This window comes from Vibrio sp. 1401 (assembly GCF_033340295.1).
The window spans coordinates 1-20,159 of the sequence record NZ_JAWOWF010000040.1; the positions used below are offsets into that span (position 1 = coordinate 1).

Annotated in this window: 16 protein-coding genes and 1 pseudogene; 9 read left to right on the top strand and 8 right to left on the bottom strand. The window is 43.4% G+C overall.

The window, feature by feature from the left end; genetic code table 11:
• Window positions 1–67: 67 nt before the first annotated feature.
• Window positions 68–220: pseudogene (locus tag R7Z77_RS17925) on the bottom strand (DUF2164 family protein); the annotation flags it as partial.
• 183 nt (window positions 221–403) lie between these two features.
• On the opposite strand from R7Z77_RS17925, the gene R7Z77_RS17930 reads away from it, so the two are divergent.
• Both R7Z77_RS17930 and R7Z77_RS17935 read left to right on the top strand, forming a co-directional pair.
• Window positions 404–1,036, top strand: coding sequence for a hypothetical protein (locus tag R7Z77_RS17930; RefSeq protein WP_005376385.1), 633 nt, complete (start codon window positions 404–406; stop codon window positions 1,034–1,036).
• Between the two features lie 187 nt (window positions 1,037–1,223).
• Window positions 1,224–2,012: an EAL domain-containing protein gene (locus R7Z77_RS17935; protein WP_213967993.1), complete on the top strand. Its 789-nt coding sequence runs from the start codon at window positions 1,224–1,226 to the stop codon at window positions 2,010–2,012.
• A 27-nt stretch (window positions 2,013–2,039) separates the two neighbouring features.
• Here the strand turns inward: R7Z77_RS17935 and R7Z77_RS17940 are convergent, their stop codons facing one another.
• The 3 genes from R7Z77_RS17940 to R7Z77_RS17950 all read right to left on the bottom strand — a co-directional run bounded on the left by R7Z77_RS17940 (window position 2,040) and on the right by R7Z77_RS17950 (window position 4,224).
• A complete protein-coding gene (locus R7Z77_RS17940) occupies window positions 2,040–3,299 on the bottom strand; it encodes a DEAD/DEAH box helicase (protein WP_213967992.1) in 1,260 nt (419 codons plus the stop codon).
• Window positions 3,300–3,366: 67 nt separating this feature from the next.
• A complete protein-coding gene (locus tag R7Z77_RS17945; RefSeq protein ID WP_053303599.1) occupies window positions 3,367–3,969 on the bottom strand; it encodes an ACP phosphodiesterase in 603 nt (200 codons plus the stop codon).
• 81 nt (window positions 3,970–4,050) lie between these two features.
• Entirely contained in the window at window positions 4,051–4,224 is a 174-nt protein-coding gene (locus R7Z77_RS17950) for a hypothetical protein (protein WP_005376381.1), read from the bottom strand.
• Window positions 4,225–4,538: 314 nt separating this feature from the next.
• Here R7Z77_RS17950 and R7Z77_RS17955 point away from each other — a divergent pair, with 314 nt between their 5' ends.
• A complete protein-coding gene (locus tag R7Z77_RS17955; RefSeq protein ID WP_213967991.1) occupies window positions 4,539–5,969 on the top strand; it encodes a methyl-accepting chemotaxis protein in 1,431 nt (476 codons plus the stop codon).
• Between the two features lie 430 nt (window positions 5,970–6,399).
• Here the strand turns inward: R7Z77_RS17955 and R7Z77_RS17960 are convergent, their stop codons facing one another.
• Together R7Z77_RS17960 and R7Z77_RS17965 are read right to left on the bottom strand one after the other, a co-directional pair.
• Complete coding sequence (locus tag R7Z77_RS17960; protein WP_047103569.1) at window positions 6,400–7,068, bottom strand: HAD-IA family hydrolase; 669 nt, start codon at window positions 7,066–7,068, stop codon at window positions 6,400–6,402.
• Window positions 7,069–7,263: 195 nt separating this feature from the next.
• Window positions 7,264–7,773 (bottom strand): flavodoxin, encoded by a 510-nt coding sequence (locus R7Z77_RS17965; protein WP_213965241.1) that lies wholly within the window; start codon window positions 7,771–7,773, stop codon window positions 7,264–7,266.
• A gap of 145 nt (window positions 7,774–7,918) precedes the next feature.
• On the opposite strand from R7Z77_RS17965, the gene R7Z77_RS17970 reads away from it, so the two are divergent.
• The 4 genes from R7Z77_RS17970 to glgC all read left to right on the top strand — a co-directional run bounded on the left by R7Z77_RS17970 (window position 7,919) and on the right by glgC (window position 13,671).
• A complete protein-coding gene (locus tag R7Z77_RS17970) occupies window positions 7,919–8,389 on the top strand; it encodes a CreA family protein (RefSeq protein ID WP_005397614.1) in 471 nt (156 codons plus the stop codon).
• A gap of 233 nt (window positions 8,390–8,622) precedes the next feature.
• Window positions 8,623–9,927: an inosine/guanosine kinase gene (locus R7Z77_RS17975; RefSeq protein WP_005376376.1), complete on the top strand. Its 1,305-nt coding sequence runs from the start codon at window positions 8,623–8,625 to the stop codon at window positions 9,925–9,927.
• 236 nt (window positions 9,928–10,163) lie between these two features.
• Window positions 10,164–11,912, top strand: a complete 1,749-nt coding sequence (locus tag R7Z77_RS17980) for a formate--tetrahydrofolate ligase (protein ID WP_054730044.1) — start codon at window positions 10,164–10,166, stop codon at window positions 11,910–11,912.
• A gap of 541 nt (window positions 11,913–12,453) precedes the next feature.
• Entirely contained in the window at window positions 12,454–13,671 is a 1,218-nt protein-coding gene (gene glgC, locus R7Z77_RS17985) for a glucose-1-phosphate adenylyltransferase (protein ID WP_006742254.1), read from the top strand.
• A 97-nt stretch (window positions 13,672–13,768) separates the two neighbouring features.
• On the opposite strand, the gene R7Z77_RS17990 is transcribed toward glgC, so the two are convergent.
• On the bottom strand, window positions 13,769–16,645 hold the full coding sequence (locus tag R7Z77_RS17990; RefSeq protein ID WP_318136777.1) for a chitinase C-terminal domain-containing protein: 2,877 nt from the start codon (window positions 16,643–16,645) through the stop codon (window positions 13,769–13,771).
• A 277-nt stretch (window positions 16,646–16,922) separates the two neighbouring features.
• The gene (locus tag R7Z77_RS17995; protein ID WP_033906538.1) at window positions 16,923–17,804 is read right to left on the bottom strand and encodes an AraC family transcriptional regulator; all 882 of its coding nucleotides are present in this window, start codon (window positions 17,802–17,804) and stop codon (window positions 16,923–16,925) included.
• A 206-nt stretch (window positions 17,805–18,010) separates the two neighbouring features.
• Here R7Z77_RS17995 and R7Z77_RS18000 point away from each other — a divergent pair, with 206 nt between their 5' ends.
• On the top strand, window positions 18,011–19,159 hold the full coding sequence (locus R7Z77_RS18000) for an iron-containing alcohol dehydrogenase (RefSeq protein ID WP_005386076.1): 1,149 nt from the start codon (window positions 18,011–18,013) through the stop codon (window positions 19,157–19,159).
• A 294-nt stretch (window positions 19,160–19,453) separates the two neighbouring features.
• The gene (locus tag R7Z77_RS18005; RefSeq protein ID WP_005376394.1) at window positions 19,454–20,110 is read left to right on the top strand and encodes a lysoplasmalogenase; all 657 of its coding nucleotides are present in this window, start codon (window positions 19,454–19,456) and stop codon (window positions 20,108–20,110) included.
• Window positions 20,111–20,159 lie beyond the last annotated feature (49 nt).

Genomic DNA, 20,159 nt, shown 5'->3' on the forward strand with positions numbered 1-20,159 from the left:
AATGCTAAGAGATGGTGTTATGTGGGATACAGATAGCCTCAAAAATTAACTATTGACGCCATAGTCTCTTGTTATAATAAATTGGTCCTAGTTTTTCTGTAATAAAATCAATTAGAAACTCACTATCGAACTGGCCAATTTCAACATCTAGCTCGTCTTGCATGTAATCTTGAATGGCGGTGGCCAACGCCTCTTTTTGTGCGCGTTCTAGCTTTATCATTTTTTCCCTTTCAAATTTTTGTTCAACTTCTGCTTCTTTCGTATTGCTCTATTAAAGATTAGACACGGTCATTTGTGAGAAATTTGGTGTTTAGATCAAGAAGTTGCCGAAGTAAATTAGTCTATTCTCAAAAGACTATGCTAACCTTTTGCAGTTCGTTTTGTAATTATTAAGGGATATTCTTTGCTACTCGACCTAGTTATTCAAAGTGTTAATGATTTTCAAGACGACTGTCTTAAGCTGTGTGAAAAGCATTACCCTGCGGTGCATAACCAAGGCATGAGTGAGCATCATCTTGGTCTCGCGTTTTCAAGAAGGATGGAACATACTTTTCGTCACTTTGGATACAACTGCGTGATAAAGCCAATCGAAGTGTTGGATTCTCCAGACCTTCCCCATCACTATCGAATTTCATCCGACATTGGCACTGTCTGGGTTCTGAGTCACCATATGGTCAGTGCCGGAAAATCTTGCCGGGAAAACTTACTCTCATCAATTACGGAATGGCAGAGTGAATATGGCTATGCCTTACAGCCTAATGACCTACTCTTTTTGGTTTGCGATCATTGGATAAGTCGCAGCAAAACGAGCCGAGAATTGCTTCATTGGTGGATGGGTGAACTACCCGATCAGATCAACGAATACACAGAACAAGGAATCACACTGTACACCAGCGAGTCGCAACTCACGCAATCGTTGGACACTCGATTCGGTATTAGCCCTTGTTACATTAAGTTTGGGCATCCTTTACGGCGTTCGAACAAACAGCAGTTAGTCAGAAAATATTTGCAGTTGTATGCCGTACTGCAATGGTAGCATCAAATTGAAGTGCTGAGATTATCAATTATTTCATCAATTTGTTTGATGTCACTCGACAAACCTACCCATCCATTACCATCGTTCTTGCTTGAGTTAATGAGCACACTTAGATTCATTGCCAATGAAATAGAAAAATTAGCGCGATAACGCTGATGTTGAGACATTGATTTAGGTTGTGGTAACAATGATGAGCATCTCGCAACTACTTAGTTGCATCCGGAAACAAGCCGACGGGCAGTATATTGCGAAATACGCGAACTTCACTCTCCGCAGTGTCTTTCAACCCATATATAAGAACGATATTTCCATCGTTGGCCTTGAAGCACTGGTAAGAATTAGCAATGCCAATGGCACCATGGTTAGGCCAGATCAGTTTTTCCAATCCAAAGCGACTCCCACTCAAGATTTGCTCAATGTTGAACGCTTAAGTCGCCTAATCCATATCAAAAATTTCTCTCAGTCTCGCTTTCACACAAAACAATTGCTTCTCAATGTATTACCGGTAGCGGCAGAGATACTAGTTAAAGACATCACTTATAACCGACTGCTAAAACAAACCATTTATGAATCGCATTTGATGAATGAACAAATCGTCATGGAGTTACTTGAATTGAAGGTGGAGGATGAACTCTCTTTGTCTCAAGCTGCTCGGGAGTTAAGTCTTGAAGGATTTAAATTAGCGATTGACGATTATGGCGTCAATGCATCGACAACTGAGCGAGTGAGAAGCGTTTGCCCAGATATAATCAAGATGGATCGCTCTTTATTGCTAAGGTATGAAAACGGTGATTTTAAAGCGCTTAACGATGCATTATCGCTCGCAAAAGCGTTATGCTCTAAAACCGTTATCGAAGGAATTGAAACCGAGCATCAACTTCGCTTAATGAAAAAGCTCGGTTTCGATATGTATCAAGGGTACCTACTTGCTATCCCCCAAACGTTAGACGTCTATGAAGAGGCAAAAACAGCCTGACTATGTAAGAACAAAAGTTTGCGCGGTTTAGCGAGAGCTACGTGATTTACCACGATTCTTATGAATCGCCAATTTTGCTTTTAGCTTACGCTTCTCAGATGAACGACTACGACGACGCCCACCCCCATTTTGTTCAGGCTCAATTTCTTCTACAAGACTTGGTTCGAAACCTGCCAGCCATTCTTGGGGTAAGCGTTGATCAAGCAGATTCTCGATAGCTTGCAACAAGTACTCCTCATCTCTACTCATCAGAGAAACCGCCAAACCTGACTTTCCTGCTCTTCCAGTGCGGCCAATTCGATGGACATAATCTTCTGCTTTGAATGGCATATCAAAGTTCACGACTTGTTCTAGCTCTTGAATATCTAACCCTCGTGCTGCCACATCGGTTGCAATCAAAGCACGTACCTTACCTTGTTTAAATTCATCCAAAGCTCTTTGGCGGGCACCCTGTGATTTATCACCGTTGATAGAAACCGCTTTGATGCCATCTAACTTGAGCTCTTTCGCTAACTCATCACTGCCTTGCTTCGTTTTTGTAAATACAAGCACTTGCTGCCAATTCCGCGAGCCAATTAAGTACGCTAGCAATTCACGTTTCCGTTTTTTATCCACTGGATAAACCATTTGTGTTACCGTTTCAGCAGTCGTATTTGCTGGTGAAACTTCGACTTCAACTGGCGATTCCATGAGTTTATACGCAATAGTTTTGATTCGCTTCTCAAATGTCGCAGAGAACAATAGGATCTGTTTCTCAGCAGGCAAACGTCGGAAGATGCGCTGCAAGTCAGGCCAAAATCCCATATCTAACATACGGTCGGCTTCGTCTAACACGAGCATACCGGTTTTAGAGATGTTTACGTTACCATTAAACAGGTGATCCAAAAGGCGGCCTGGCGTGGCAATCAAAATATCAGCGCCCTCTTCTAACTTTCTCTTTTGTACGCCAATGCTTGTACCACCATAAACACACACGATGCGAAGTTCTGTTTCTGCCGAGTACTGATTCAAATTATCAAATACCTGCTGTGCAAGCTCGCGTGTTGGAACCAAAATCAATGCTCGAGGTGTGCCATTAAGTTTCTTTTGCTGAACGGTTTGTATGATAGGTAAACCAAACGCAGCCGTTTTTCCCGTACCAGTTTGTGCAGCAGCAAGTAAGTTTTTTCCTGCAAGGACGTGTGGAATTGACTTTTCTTGCACTGGTGTTGGCGTCACGATATTTAGATTGCCTAGCGTCTCGATTAGCTTTTGTTCGATGCCTAAATCAGCAAAATTAACAGACATGTGTAACCTCATTATTTTTGGAGCGCAGAGTTTACCAGAGCCCCTAAAGCCATACTACTTTTCTATCTCATTGAGTTGAGTCATTAAGCTGTTGCTGAAAATCATACGACTGGCGCAAAACATCTCGATAAAGTGACGAGAACTTCTCTTCTAATTCGGTGTAATCACTTTCAATCACTTTAAATGTTGTGGTTAAGTCTGCCATTCTAGGACTTCTTTGCGACATCCGATGTAGTGCAAATTCTATATTGTCTAGATCTTGATAGGATTGAAGCCATCGGCCATGCCACATTCTGCTGTGGAGCACCAAAAAACGTGGCGGCAAATGTTCATGAACCTCTCGGTTTACTCTCTCGTATGCCGTTTTTACAAAGTGTTCGAGAGACACGGAATGAAAGTCGTTCCAGTGTTTTGCGAGGCAATGATCCCAAAACATATCTAAAGCGATAGGTGCAAAACGTCTCGCAACACCAGTGAAATGAGGCTTACATTCGTTGACGATTGGATGATGGTCAGTAATACGGTCAACAAATCTATGTAATCTGATGCCATTTGAGATATCGCGATCATACAGCTTGCTTGGATCTCCTTTTACGAAGTCTCCAAGCAAGTTTCCCAATAAATGGCTGTTACTGTGTTCTGCGATATGCAGGTGGGCTAGAAAGTTCATTCGACGCCAGTTTTGGCTTCTAGGGCTTGGTGTGACATGAACCTAGTATAACGTCAATTACGACGAGATGAGAGTGTTCCGCTATTCGGCTTCGTTGTCTGAGCCAACGTATTCCGACAAGATAATGCCAATTTCAAGCGCATCTAGCAGCTCTAGGCTCTCATCGTTTTGGTATTGGTCGCTCATTGTGACCTCCTTTATTTTAAGCTCTCTTGCTTTTACTTGCTGACGGCCTGACTCTTGCCATATCCACATCAGCAACTCCTTTTTATAGTCTTTATATGACACATTCATGACAGCGAGAAGTAAAGATTTAAAAACCTATGAGCATAATCAAAAGTAAACGATTGCAATTAAGTTTCATATCCGCTTAACACTTTAGAGAAATGACTCTTTTATCAACATTCATGTCAATTTAAAGATATAACATACTGTTATAGGCGTCCTTAGATCTCATTTCTTAAACTAAATTTAGTATTCGTTACATATTTTGCTGATTAACTTCGCATATTTTGTTTCGATATAGCAATAGATTTGGTCAATATCTTTTATCTCTAATGGAGCTTTAAATGAGAGAAGTTGAGTTTAGAACGATAGACAGGCTGTTTATCAAGATGTCTATCAACGACAAAATGTGGGTGATATTCCTACTGTTTTTAGTAGCCCTCACTTCAGTGGCTGGAAGCCGCTACTTCAATGAAATACAACAATTTGAGCAGCAAGCCATCTCGGCGAGCGAAGCGAAGCTTTCTGGTATCGTTGATGCTCAATCAAACCGCGCTACAGAAATTGACGGCGTATCGAAATCGAACCGCGTAAGCGAGAGTTCTTTTGTCGATGGGTCTGTGACCGCTTATGCCAAGTTGCATTCTGGAGAAGTGATTAAGCTGACTCAAAATGTGTCCACACAATACGAATCGTTAAAATCATCAGCTCTATCGTCACTATTACTCAGCTTCTTATGGGGTATTCCTTTTGCCCTATTCTCTTACTGGGTGGCAACGTTTATCGGAGGAGCTCTGTGGGTTTTATATACAACAACCGAAAAAATTGGTGACGGTGACTTAACCTCTCGCCTTGGTTTCCATCCAGGTCGAGATGAATTCGGTACCATCGGCTGTGCGCTAGACAAGTCTATGGATACCTTAAGTGAACTGGTTAATAGTGTTAAAAATAATGCAACGATGTTGAGCGAGACATCTTCTGCATTCGAAAAAGATATGCAGTTGAGTGAAACCCAGATATCTCATCAATATCAAACGCTTGATTCAGTCGCGACGGCAATGGAAGAAATGACAGCCTCTGCAAAGGAGGTATCAAGTATTTCTCAACAAGCAACGACGCAGTCAGACCAAGATGCCCAGAAGATCGAACTAAGCAGAAGCCGTGTACAAAACGTGATTGGCGAGATAGAGACGTTATCTAGCTATATTGAACAAGCCTCTACGTCAGTAACCAATTTAAACGAGAATACGACGCAGATTAATGACGTGATCACAACGATTAACGCCATTTCAGAACAAACTAACCTGTTGGCACTAAACGCAGCAATCGAAGCAGCCCGTGCTGGTGAACAAGGTCGTGGATTTGCAGTGGTTGCCGATGAAGTACGTACATTAGCAAGCAGAACTCAACAGGCAACAGTAGAGATCCAAGCCATGATTGAGAAGCTTCAAATAGAGAGTCAGAACATTGCTTCAATCACCAACCGAACCGTTCAGCAAGCTCAAACCAGCAGCCAGCTTATTGATGAAATCGGCCATGATGTTACCTCTATTGCCGAGTCAGCACGCTCATTAATGGACATGAGCATTCAGATTTCCACATCTGCTGAAGAACAAAGCGCAGTTGCTAACGATATTGCATCGGAACTTTCAGAAATTCGTAGTCAATCAAGCACAATCAGAGAAGTGGCGGAGCAATCTACCGCTGGCGTCGCTAATCTCACGCAAGCCTCCGTTTCTCTTGGTGAGATATTACAACGCTACCGCACCGCATAACGTTGTGGAACTTATGATCAACAAGGGCTCCTTAGGGAGCCCTTTTCTTTAAACCGTGTTCAACTATTACCTTCGATATTTTCTACGACATCCAAGTGGATATTTGAAGTGAATCTCAAGTTCTCGCTGTACCCGATGAAATAATGTTCTTAAACAGAGCGTTCCGCTATGCTTGATCTTGCCAATTCCAATTTGCTGCTGGAAAACAATATGAATAATTACAAAGACACAAAAGACATAGAGAACCTGAATTGCCCACTCTGCCAAGGAGATGAATATCTCATTTCATCGGATGGCGAGAAATTCACATGCGCTGCTTGCGGATTTCATACAAAAAACTTCTCATCTATCCAATGTCTACATCAAACGCCTTACCTACAGTCTAAACTTAAGCACATCCACAGCTTAAGTCCGGTTTGCCATTAATAGGTCAAACAGAGCAGCCACACAGCTGCTCTTTTAATTCATCTAAATGATGGATGCGAATTACACGCTCGTCATCAACACGATTGATAGCTTCACCATTAAATAACTGCACCGTTTTGATACCGGCGTTTAGTCCCGCCTCGACTCCTTTAGGCGTGTCATCAATATAAAGACAGTCACTTGGTAAAAAGCCCATGCTCATAGCACTGTACATGATTAAATCGGGCTCAGGCTTCCAACTATTCGCATCGAATGCCGAGAACACTTTGCCTCGGAAAGCATCGAGTAAACCGGTTAACTCCAAAGCGTATTCAATTTTATCTTTAGGTCCATTAGACGCCACACAATATTCGATATTATGCGAATCCAAAAACTGAATTAATCGTTTTGCGCCATCCATTGGCTGTAAGTGACGCACAAAAAGAGACTGGACTTCTTCTCGGTATTGCGGCTCTAAAACATCAATTGGAACTTTGATATCTTTCAATTCTTTAGTATCTAAAAGGATGTCAGCGAGCTTTCCTCCTTTAAAGTGAGAAACGCACTCTTCCATCGTTAACTCAGCCCCATGCTGGTTAAATACATTGACGAGCGCTTGGCAACACAGTCTTTCGCTGTCGACCAACGTACCATCACAGTCAAATATCACGCACTTAATATTGGTAATTGCCATAGCCATCTCCAGACGTCTTAAAGGCTCAAGCCCAAGCTGATTTTAAGAATGTTTGGATTAATCTTATTTGAGTTTGGGATTGTTGAAACGACGAGCTTGGCATTTCATGGAAATAGAAGGGAGCAATTACAGTTTTTCTAAGCAAGATCACCCAACGTCATCTTGCTTTACTTTTTATGCACATTGATGTGTAAGTTAGTTTTCGATAACCACTGAGTCTAACAGTTTTTGCTCGGTGCTTAGTCTTTTAGCCAGATCAGCCACAAACGAGCTTTTGTATTTTGATTCAGAAACAGCAACATCAGAGATGAGTGTATTTCCTTCGAGATGGCTAACAATAGCAGCACCAATTGGGACTCCAGATTTAAAACCAACATATAATTCAAAATCTGGCGTGAGGATAATCTGTGTCAGATATTCAATGATCATATCTTTATCATACTGCTGTTCCCAGCGCTGAGATTGCAAGATAGAGAACATAATGGTCAGTCGATGAAAATCGACCAGAAAAATATCGTCGAGGTTAAATTCAGAGTCACTTTCCAGTAGTGTGTCTTTGTCGACTACTTGATACGTTGCTTTTTCTAGCGTTTTGAAATAGACATCGCGCCCTTTCAAACTCTCTGGTGTCGGAAATTCAACTTCGACCAGATCATACAGCCATGTATTTTTACGCTCGATACTGGCTAACTGTTGTTCATTCATCTTGATACCTTCGTTTAGAGCAGTACATTAGCATGAAGCCCGCAACAAACCTAGCGCACATAGACCTTTCCGTGGCTAAATTTTGTTTTAGGTGCAAACCTCTGATAGATTTCATCAATATCTTTCCTAGTTAAGGACAAAAATAATGAAAAAGATGCTGTTAAGTGCATTGCTTGCTACTACTCTAGTTGGTTGTTCAGATAACGATGTTGCTGACGTGGGGCTCGGTTGGTTTACTTTGAAAGACATCAAAGTCGGTGAGTTGAAAGACGAGGTGGTAACAGGTGTCACATGTCACATCGCCTCTATCGAAGCGGATTTCAGCTTAGCAGATCCAAGTGATAGCTCAATATCATGTCGTCAGACTGGCGAAATCACACCGGAAATGATTGCAAAAATAGATAAGAGTAAGTCCGGTGAAATTGTATTTAAGAAGTCAAAAAGCATTTTCTTCAAAACAATGAAGGTTCGCCGTATTTATGATGCCGATAACCAAACCTTACTCTACTTGTCTTATACAACAAAAGAGACCGATGGTAGTTTTAAGCATAGCCTTTCGACAGTCCCACTTTGGGGTACCAAGGCTTACGTTGAGCCAACTGAAGTGAAAAAGTAACGCGGGTAAATTTAGTTAGCGCGGAGCAGGCTCTTTCCGGGCGCTGCTGAGCAACAAGTTTAAAAAACAACCCATTGCAATACGACAAGCGTCATAAATTGCAGCTGCTTTGGTTGCTATTTACTCAGCTCGCTGATTTTTTCAGCGAGCTGACTTCTTTGTAATAAATCGCCACGATTTTCATTTTTTTGTGATACAATCCCGCCTCTTTTTTTTCTCACTCAAGAACAAGCATGAAGTTTCCTGGTCAGCGTAAATCTAAACACTACTTCCCAACTCACGCTCGAGATCCATTAGTAAACCAAATCCGACAGGCACCTAAGCTATATCGCCCAACTATTGTTGGTGTCGGTCAAACCATTGTAGATATCGAAGCACGTGTAGATGACGCGTTTTTAGAGAAATACAACCTGAGTAAAGGACATTCGCTCGTTCTTGAAGAAAGCAAAGCAGATGCACTTTACGAAGAACTGGTTGAGCAAGGCCTGATCACACACCAATACCCAGGTGACACTATTGGCAATACTCTTCACAACTACTCAGTTTTAGCCGACAGCAAATCCGTTTTGCTCGGTGTGATGTCTAAGAACATTCAAGTCGGTTCTTTTGCTTATCGCTACCTTTGTCGTACGTCTTCACGCATGAACCTTAACCATTTACAAACGGTAGATGGCCCTATTGGTCGCTGCTACACCCTAATTTCTCAAGACGGTGAGCGTACATTTGCTATCAACGAAGGTCATATGAATCAACTACTTCCGGAAAGCATTCCTGAAGAGATCTTTGAGAAAGCATCAGCCCTGGTTGTTTCTTCTTACCTAATGCGTGGTAAAGAAGAAGATCCAATGCCTAAAGCGGTACAAAGAGCGATCGACTTTGCTAAGAAGCACGATGTCCCTGTTGTACTTACGTTAGGGACGAAGTACGTTATCGAAGGTAACGCACAGTGGTGGCAAGAATACATTCGCGAAAACATTTCTGTTGTCGCTATGAATGAAGAAGAAGGTGCGGCGCTAACAGGTGAAACAGAGCCGCTAGCAGCTGCTGATAAAGCACTTGAATGGGTTGATCTCGTACTTTGTACGGCAGGACCAAATGGTCTGTACATGGCTGGTTACACCGACGAGAAAGTAAAACGAGAAACCACACACGACATCCTTGAAAGCTCCCTCGAAGCCTTTAACCAGTACGAGTTTAGTCGTGCGATGCGTAAAGAAGACTGTCAAAACCCAATGAAGGTCTACTCTCACATCGGCCCTTACCTTGGTGGACCATTAGAGATTAAGAACACTAATGGTGCAGGTGATGCAGCCCTTTCAGCCTTACTGCATGACATGGCAGCAAACTCTTTCCACCAAAAAGAAGTGCCTAACTCAGAAAAGCACGAAGTACGATGCTTAACCTACTCCTCTCTTTCTCAGATTTGTAAATACGCAAACCGAGTAAGCTATGAAGTGTTGACGCAGCACTCTCCTCGCCTATCGCGAGCGCTTCCTGAACGAGAAGATAGCTTAGAAGAGACTTATTGGGATCGTTAAAACGACAGCTTTAAAGCTGAAAATATATCAAGGTCACCATTTGGTGGCCTTTTTGTTTTTGTCTAGCACTGTAACGAGTAGATTTTGTTAGTATGTCGCACAATACGAAGCAGTAAACTCTTTACAAGCCTAACCGAAACAGTACCATCACCAAGCAGACCTTTGCCTCACAATAATACTCGTTATAACTCAGGTAGTTTTTCAACGCTACCTGAGTACCACTTTGGGGATTCTCCATGCAGTCAGATATCGAAATTTGCCGAAAAACACCACTTTCTTCTATTGATGTTATCGCGGAAAAAGTAGGACTATCACCCGAAGAGTATGACACTCACGGGAAGCACAAAGCCAAAGTCCACCCAAAATGTTTGGAACGACTCAAAGCAAATGATGACGGTAAACTTGTACTCGTCACTGCGATCACGCCGACTCCTCTTGGCGAAGGAAAAACCGTTACGACGATAGGCCTGGCGCAAGGTTTAGCAAAGCTTAATCAATCTGTTATTGCATGTATAAGGCAACCTTCGATGGGACCCGTCTTCGGTATTAAAGGTGGCGCAGCGGGCGGCGGTTATTCTCAAGTAGCTCCAATGGAAGAGTTAAACTTACACCTTACTGGTGACATTCACGCAGTGACAGCGGCGCACAACCTTGCTTCAGCCGCTCTTGACGCTCGCTTGTTCCATGAGCAACGCGAGGGTTATGATGCCTTTGAATCACGCACCGGGTTAAGAGCACTTAAAATCGACACGGCAAGTATTACTTGGAAACGAGTGATGGACCATAATGATCGTGCACTACGTAAAGTCAAAATTGGCCTCAATGATGCAGGAAAAACCATCAATGGTTTCGAGCGTGACGAAGGGTTCGATATTTCAGCTGCTTCCGAGTTAATGGCTATAATTGCACTAGCCAAAGATTTAAAAGATTTACGTCAACGTATTGGGAAAATTGTCGTAGCGTACGATTTGAACGGAAACCCCGTCACTACGGAAGATCTACAAGTTGCAGGAGCAATGGCAGTAACACTAAAAGAGGCGATTGCACCAACACTGATGCAAACTCTAGAAGGTGTTCCTACGTTGATCCATGCAGGTCCATTTGCAAACATCGCCCATGGAAATTCATCCATTATCGCGGACGATATTGCGCTAAAACTGTCAGGTTACACGGTAACTGAAGCCGGTTTTGGTTCGGATATGGGATTTGAGAAAGCGTGTAACATTAAAGCTGCTGCCGCCAACAAAGCCCCGGACTGTGTAGTGATCGTAGCAACATTACGCGGCCTCAAAGCGAATTCTGGACACTACGATTTACGCCCAGGTATGGCTATTCCAGATTCCATTTTTAATCCGGACCAAGCAGCATTGGAGGCTGGGTTTGAAAATTTAAAATGGCACATAAATAACGTTCATAAATACGGTTTACCTGCTGTCGTTGCCATTAACCAGTTTCCACAAGATTGTGTGAAAGAGCTTAAAGCTCTTGAAGAGCTGATTCACCAATTTAATCCCGAAGTTAAAGTAGCCATCAGCACCGCTTTTTCGCAAGGCGGACAAGGCGCAACGGAACTAGCTCAACATGTTATTGATGCGTGTACCACGCCTGTAGAGTTTTGTCCGTTATACAACAAAGAGCAATCATTACTCGAAAAGCTCATGGCAGTATGTGAAGCGGGCTATGGAGCAACCAATATAGAAATGACTCCTATCGCGACTGAACAGCTCAAACATTTTGAGCAATTAGGCTTTAACAACTTAGCGGTTTGCATCGCGAAGACACCACTATCGATAACCACAGACTCCGCAGTCAAAGGCGCACCAACTGGTTTTACCGTCCCAATCCGCGAGCTGCGCTTGTGTGCGGGCGCAGGATTCGTTTATGCATTATCTGGTACCGTGATGACGATGCCAGGCTTACCTGATAAACCCGCATTTATGAACTTAGATCTTGATGATGAAGGAAATATCGTCGGTCTCTCTTAGTGCAGTGATAACGTATCGCTATCAGTGAAGTGAGCATATTCATTGAGTGAGTGGTCTACTTACCTATCCACTCACTCACTCTCAACAACTGTGAAAAGAGTTGTCTCAGGCCTTCTACTCTTGAATTGTTGATACAAAGCTCTCCTGCCTTACATCAACGCGCCTGTTTTAGACCTTTAGAGTTAAGACGCTAACCCTAAGCCTTGTTTAGCCATAGTTATTAAGCTAGAAAAACCTATTTATCTTCTTGTTTTGTCGCCACTTTACATTGTAAATCTATACTTGTTGACTTCTCCTTTCTACAATTTTGCGCCAATTTGATGCACGGGCTATTTAGCGCTTCACTAATATGGTGCAGTTGTCTTACAGTGAAATTTTAACCTCCTTGATTTTTAAGGAGATATTCTATGGCTCGATTCTTGTAGTAGACTTTTCACTAATAAGCACATTAGCACATGCTTTTCAAAACCTCTGCGTTGCATACCACCTCCTTCAGGTTAGCACCGTTTTGATGCATGTCAGAAAAGGGAAAGGGAATACTATGGAAGACGCACTCGCCGTAATTTTAGCAGGAGGGATGGGGTCTAGACTCAGCCCACTCACCGATGACAGAACCAAGCCAGCCGTACCTTTTGGCGGAAAATATAGAATTATAGATTTCACACTAACCAATTGTTTACATTCGGGTTTACGCAAGATCCTTGTTTTAACCCAATATAAATCTCATTCACTTCAAAAACACTTACGAGACGGCTGGTCGATATTCAATCCAGAGCTAGGCGAGTACATTACTGCTGTTCCACCACAAATGCGCAAAGGTGGTGCATGGTATGAAGGAACCGCCGATGCGATTTATCACAACATGTGGTTGCTATCGCGAAATGATGCAAAGTATGTGGTTGTGTTATCCGGCGATCATATCTATCGAATGGACTACGCCGCAATGCTTGAAGAGCATAAAGAGAAAGGTGCTAAGCTCACCGTTGCCTGTATGGATGTTCCCGTAGAGGATGCTTCAGCATTCGGTGTAATGGGCACCGCAGAAAACGGGCTAGTTACTTCATTTATAGAAAAACCAGAATGCCCACCTACCCTTCCAGGAAGCAAAACCAGAAGCCTCGTTTCCATGGGAATCTATATCTTTGATATGGATGTTTTAAAAGAAGCACTCGAAGACGACTCAAAACTCGATTCATCAAGCCATGACTTCGGAAAAGACATCATACCTAAGCTAATTGATACCGAATCCGTTTACGCTTATCAATTCTGTGGAAGTAAAGGGCGCGTCGATAAAGATTGCTATTGGCGCGACGTGGGTACCATTGATTCCTTCTATGAAGCGAATATGGATCTACTAGAACCTGTGCCGCCAATGAACCTTTATCAGTCTAATTGGGCGATTCGTACTTACGAGCCGCAGTTTCCACCAGCTCGTACTGTATCGTCGGCCACGGGTAATGAAGGCATTTTTATTAACTCCATCATTGCTACCGGTGTCATCAATTCCGGAGGCTCGGTACAGCACTCCATTATTTCCTCTAATGTACGCATTCAAGATAGTGCAACGGTAGTCGATTCCATCATTTTTGATGACGTAGAAGTTGGTGAAGGAAGTCAGTTGGTCAACTGCATAGTTGATAAACATGTTCGTATTCCGCCACATACTCAAATTGGCATCAACAAACTTGAAGATGCGAAGCGATTTAAAATCTCAGACAAAGGTATTGTCGTCATACCCGAAAGTTACCAATTCGATTAAACGACAAACTATCACAACAAAAAAGCGCACGATAGTCATCGTGCGCTTTTGTTTAAGTGCCTGTAAACATTAGGCTATAACAAATAATCCATAATAATTAGATGTTACATACCGTTGACCAGCTACCATCTGTACCCGGTTCAGCCGCTGTCCACCAGTTCGCTTGGTAAACCACACCGTTGTGGATGATCTTATCACCTTGGTTAGCGTGGCTTGGATTACCTGCCCAATCCGTTTGTGGCAGAGCTGGGTATGTCACTAAACCTGTCGTATCACACGTACCTGGTTCAGTGGTACCACCACCCGTGCCCGCATTTAGGTCACCAATTGGTAGATCTGGCTGTTCAAACTTAAACGCAAACTCTTTACCACCAGAAATCACTGAGTAGTTAGCCGGACCAGAGATTGGTAGGTAGTAAACCATATCAAGCTCGTAAGTGCCGCCCGCTGGCAAGTCTTTCCATGCTGGTAGAGAGAACGACACACGGTGCATTACGCCATCTAAGCCACCAATGTTGTTTGCTCGAGTATGTCCAGAAGCAATCACTTTCAAACCACCACCTGATTGGTCTTTCGCGTTGTCCGGTGCAGATACTGGGATATCGAATTGGAATTCAGTACCGCCAGGGATCGCTTGACCAGTGTTGTTCGTAAACGTGATTTTCGGGTTAATTGGGTAGTTTTGGTCGCCAACTTTGAAGCCGCCAACACTAACAGTAATGTCTACTGCTTCAGTTGGTGTTGGGCCAGTCGCTACTTTGTTGCCGTAAGGCGTCGCAGACTTAAACTTGTCGTAGATAGCTTTGGTCATAGTGTTACCCATGTGGTATTCACCATTACCCGCCGCACAAGCTTGTTCAGTTGCATCTACTGCCGTACGATTACCATTTGCATCCAGTACGTAACAGTTGTAATCACCGGCTAGTTCCCAGAACATGATACCGCCGATCTCTTTATCGATAACGTAATCGGCTTTCACCTCGATAGAAGCTTTATCTTCCGTAGATAGGAATACGCTCTTCTCTGCGTTCCACAACCAAGGTGCCACAGCAACGCTATCGTAATGACGGGTATAAGTACCAACAAACTTATCTGAAGGATCGTTGACAGGGTCGAGACCGTAAGCAGCTGCGTAAGAGCCCCAAATACCGTTTTCTAGGTTCTTAGCATGCCACATTGGGTTAGAACCAGCGCCCATTTCGTTTCCTTTAGGGTCGGTATCATGCCACATGTTGTCGATACCAATAGCGCCGTGACCACAGTTGTTCTTCTCACCTTCACCTGTGCCCGGTTGGCACTCTGCTTGGTTTGGTAGTGCCGCTCGGCCCCATAGGCCATTTTCGCCACCAGTAACACCTTGCCAACCACGGGTGTAGTAAGGAACACCAATGTTGATACGACCTGCTGGCATAGAACCACGGAAGTAATGGTAAGCCCAGTCTGTGTTCAAGTAACCGATACCACCGTATGCAGCAGTGCCGTATACGTTCCACTGCGCTAACTCAGAGTCTTTACCTGTATCGAATAAAGCCGCGTTATGACCAACGTGATCATTCCAAGCCCCATGCAAGTCGTAAGACATGATGTTTACGTAGTCTAGGTACTTAGTTACATCGAAGGTTTCCATCCCACGTAGCAAGTAACCTGAAGATGGTGCTGCGATAGTCAGCATATAATGAATACCATCTTGCGCGGATGCCGCATCAAGTTTCTCACGCAATACTTTCATCAGCTCTTGGTAAGACGCCCATAAATACTGACGACGTGGTTCCATGAAGTCTTTGTCGTAAGGGTTACCAGCACCAGCCATTGACGTCGGGTATTCATAGTCAATATCCAGGCCATCGAACTTGTACTGACGCATCATTTCAACGGCAGAAGTTGCGAACTTCTCAATACCAGCATGATTAATAGAACCGTCCGCATTCGTCGTCATGGTGTAGAAGCCACCATCAGCTACACGATCGCCGTTCGTATCGAAGTGACCGCCCGTTTCAGCCCAACCACCAATCGAGATTAGCGTTTTAACATCATGTTTTTGCTTGTAAGTTGCTAGTGCACCAAAATGACCTTTAAAACCAAGAGCAGGATCTACCTCAACGCCTGGCCAAGTTTTACCTGTAGCAGGGTTGTTAGGATCATTAACGTCGCCAACGTTTACTTTGCCGTCAGAACCAATGCTCACAAACGCGTAGTTAATGTGAGTAAGTTGTTCCCAAGGAATGTCTTTAACAAGGTAAGTCGCTTGTGGGTCGTCACCTGATCGCCAACTGGTGAAGTAGCCGATTACACGACGTGGGTGATCAGCCCCCATTTTCTCACGACCTTCTTCATCATAAATAGAACAGTAAGGAACATCTACACCCGTTGTTTGATAAAGACCATCAGGACGACAATTAGATGTCACTGCGCCGCCGTTTACTGTTAACGTCACAACACTTGCCGTACTAACGGCACCTGCATCGTCATAGGCCTTGGTAGAGAACTCGTGCTGTCCTTCAGTTGCTGTCCACGATGCAGCATACGGCGCAGACGTTGCCTGACCAACGAATACACCATCAACAAAGAACTCTACTTTGCTAACAGTCCCATCAGTATCTGCCGCATCTGCAGCTAGGTTAACAACATCACCCGCAGTCACAGAAGCCGACGCAGAAGGCGATGTCAGAGTAACCGTCGGGACTTCATTCTGAGGTGGATCAACCGGTCCAGTGCCATCACAAGCGCCAAGTGTTTCCCACTCGCCCCACTCACCAGATTGCGCTGGATTATTGTTTTGCGTCCAGTAACGCGCTTTATAAGCATTACCTTCATGCTGAACTTGGTCGCCACCGTTATAAACTTTTGATGATTGCCAAGTTTCTAGAGGGGCACAGTCAACTGCTGCGTAGCTATTGAAGGCCATAAGACAAGAAGCGGTGAGTGTGCTTAGTGTGAACACGTTTTTCACTGCGTTGCCGTTGTTAAGGTGCATAATCGCTCTTCCTTAAGTTATTGTTAAAACAATACTAAATGCGCTAAACGAAACGCATCTATACTTTTATTTCGACGTAAAATAACTTAAGTACAAGTTGGTAATTTCACACTATCTATTTACGAGTTTTCCACACCGCCTCGCAACAATCCACTAAATGATTGCAACAACGTACCTATTATTTGGCACCAGTAACTAATTTTATAACTCAAATAAATATGTCACTCGCAAATTAATAAAAAAGGTAAAAAAAGTCGCCATTTTGAAATAAAGATCACTAAGCCTTTGTTGACCTTGGCGTTTCATTAAAATGCCGCTTGTACTCGCGACTAAACTGTGATGGGCTCGTGTACCCGACCATTCTCGCTGCATCATTAACACGTCGCCCCTCTAACTGGATCAATTCGCGCGCTTTGTTAAGTCGAACTTTCTTAATATATTGCAGCGGAGATTCAAGCGTGACATTGCGAAATGCTTGATGGAAAGCAGACACACTCATGTTGGCTTCTTCAGCCAATGCTTGTACGTTCAACTGTTCGTGATACGCTTGATGCACGCGATTTAGTGCTTTAGCGACCCTCGCGTAAGAACCTTCTTGATGTGCTAGGTCAAATAAAACATACCCCTCTTTGCTCACCAAAGTACGATACACAATTTCCTCAAGAAGCAGCTCGCCAAGCATGATAACATCAAGCTCGTCACACATTGCTTTCATTAACCGCTTGCACGCATCCAACATACCTTCATTCATACGTACCGACTTAAGGCCGCAACGGGTCGCATCCAGACACTTATTACTGAATTTCTCAGCCTCTAATTTTTTAACGAGTTTATGAAGAAGCGTTGGCGAAATATCTATCGAAATGCCAAGTAAAGGCTCATTGTTTGTCGCAAACGCTTCGCACTCTAGTGGCATGGGAACCCCGACAACAAGGTAATCATCGGGCCCATATTGCACTGGTGTATCACCAATATGAATATTCTTATGCCCTTGACCCAAGACGATGATGCCGGACTGATAGACAAACGGCTGGCGATGATTCCCTTTGCTACTGCGATAAAACCATACGCCATCTATCGCTGTTTTCTTCATACCTTCTAGGTCATGCAGCCCCTGCTTTTCAACATATTGCTGCATGATATCTGCGAGAGTGTGCATTAGAGCGCTCCATCAATGACCAACGAGTTTGGTCTCTATTATCGTTTCGAGCACTATACTTCCTCTCGACTTTAACTTTCTAGCTCAAAAGCATTAATTTTGTAGAAATAGGCAAATTATTTGCAGAAATCGACCTGTTAACCATCGTTAATCAGGACTAATATGCATGTATTCAATCTCCTTCACTGGAAGCAAGAGGGCTAATAATGAACTTTTCTTATGTAAACCCAACCAAGATTTTCTTTGGTCAAAAACAAATCGCAGCAATCAAAGAAGCTATCCCATCCGACCAAAAAGTTTTAGTGGTATACGGTGGTGGCTCCATCAAAAAAAATGGCGTGTACGACCAAGTAGCAGAAGCTCTTGAGGGACATGAATGGCTAGAGTTTTCAGGTGTTGAACCAAACCCAACCAAAGAAACACTCGATAAAGCAGTCGCAATGGTAAAAGAGCATGGCGTTGACTTTATTTTAGCGGTAGGTGGTGGTTCAGTCATCGATGGCTCCAAATACGTAGCAGCGGCATCAAAGTATGATGGTGATGGTTGGGATATCATGATTGGTAAGCACCAAGTCACTGAAGCGACGCCTCTAGCTGCAATTTTGACATTGCCAGCAACAGGCTCAGAGTCAAACATGGGCGCAGTTATCACTAAAAAAGAAACTCAAGACAAACTTCCGTTCATGTCTCCAGCAGTGCAGCCAAAATTTGCCGTGTTAGACCCAGATGTAATGAAAACACTGCCAGAACGCCAGCTTATCAACGGCATTGTTGACGCATGGGTGCACGTATGTGAGCAATACTTGACGCTTCCTACCGGTGCAATGGTTCAAGATGGTTACGCAGAAACACTGCTGAAAACTTTAAAAACACTCGGAGAACAGTTTGCGGAACGAGACGACGATATGTGGCGCGCAAACTTAATGTGGTCTGCTAACCAAGCATTGAATGGGTTAATTGGTAGTGGCGTTCCACAAGACTGGGCAACACATATGATCGGCCATGAATTAACGGCTCTATGGGGCGTTGATCATGCGCGTTCTCTTGCAATTGTCCAACCGTCGTTACTTCGTAACCAAATGCAGTTTAAGCGCCCTAAGTTAGAACAAATGGGTCGCAACGTATTTGGTCTTGAAGCAGGTGAGGATTTAGCAGAGCGCACAATCGAATCTATCGAAGCGTTTTATCATCAACTTGATGTCGCAACTAAGCTCGAAAACTATGGTGAGAGCCGTGAACAAGCTATCGATGCCATCATTGATCAACTAAACAAACACGGCATGACTGTTTTAGGTGAAAACCAGGCGATCACACTTGAACGTAGCCGAGAAATCTTAGAGTTAGCTGTCTCATAACTGCAACAATTCTTCACTGCCCTTCCTAGGGTTTAACGGTATTGTGACTTAACAGTCACAATACCTTTTTTTTATGCTATTTTGTAAGCCACATCACGTTCAAAACGAGGAGGCTTCTAAAAACAACGATTCCCTCCAGACAAAAAATCGGCCGTGTTGGTTAGTAAAGAGACAACTGTCCAGCTTTACACAAATAAAAATAATTGAGATCAAAGAACGAGTTAACTCGTTAATTAAGTTTTGATTTGTTGTAGTGATGTACTACATAATTTTGTCTGTTCGAGAAAACACTTTATGTGGCTAGTTGTTGTCGTATTAGCATTCATACATATCATCAGTATCCGTAAAGGCTCTAAATGGCTCTTTTACGTTTCTAAACCATTACCAGTGCTCTGTATGCTTGGTATTTTAATTCAGTCCCCGGCTTACCCAATGCCATATGCGCATTGGATTTTGATTGGCTTATCGCTCTCGTTGCTTGGTGACGTGTTATTAATGCTCCCTAGAGACAAGTTCATTACAGGATTAGTGCTCTTTTGCTCTGCCCATCTCTCCTATAGTTATGGTTTTGCCATCATGTCAGCGTGGCATTTTACACCTTGGCTCCCAATTGCCTTGTTCGGACTCGGTATATGCGTCTACTGGTTGTTCCGACCGGATCTCGGTAAAGAGAAACGGCCAGTTGCCAGTTATATATTGGTACTGATGACTATGTGCTGGGCTTCGATCGAGTATTATTTGAGTGGGAAAACACAATCCTCCTCCTTTGCAGTGCTCGGAAGCTTTATCTTTATTATCTCTGGCATCGTATTGGCTTTCGAACGCTTTGGAGGACGGTCAATATTTTCACGACAAGTTGTCATGGTGACCTACTATTCTGCACAGACACTAATGGTTATGTCTGTTGTTGCGATTGTTGTTCGTTATCCGTATCTCGTTGAACTGAGTTAGTCATACTCTAGACTGCACCAACATTAAAGAAACATGGATGTCTCTTGTA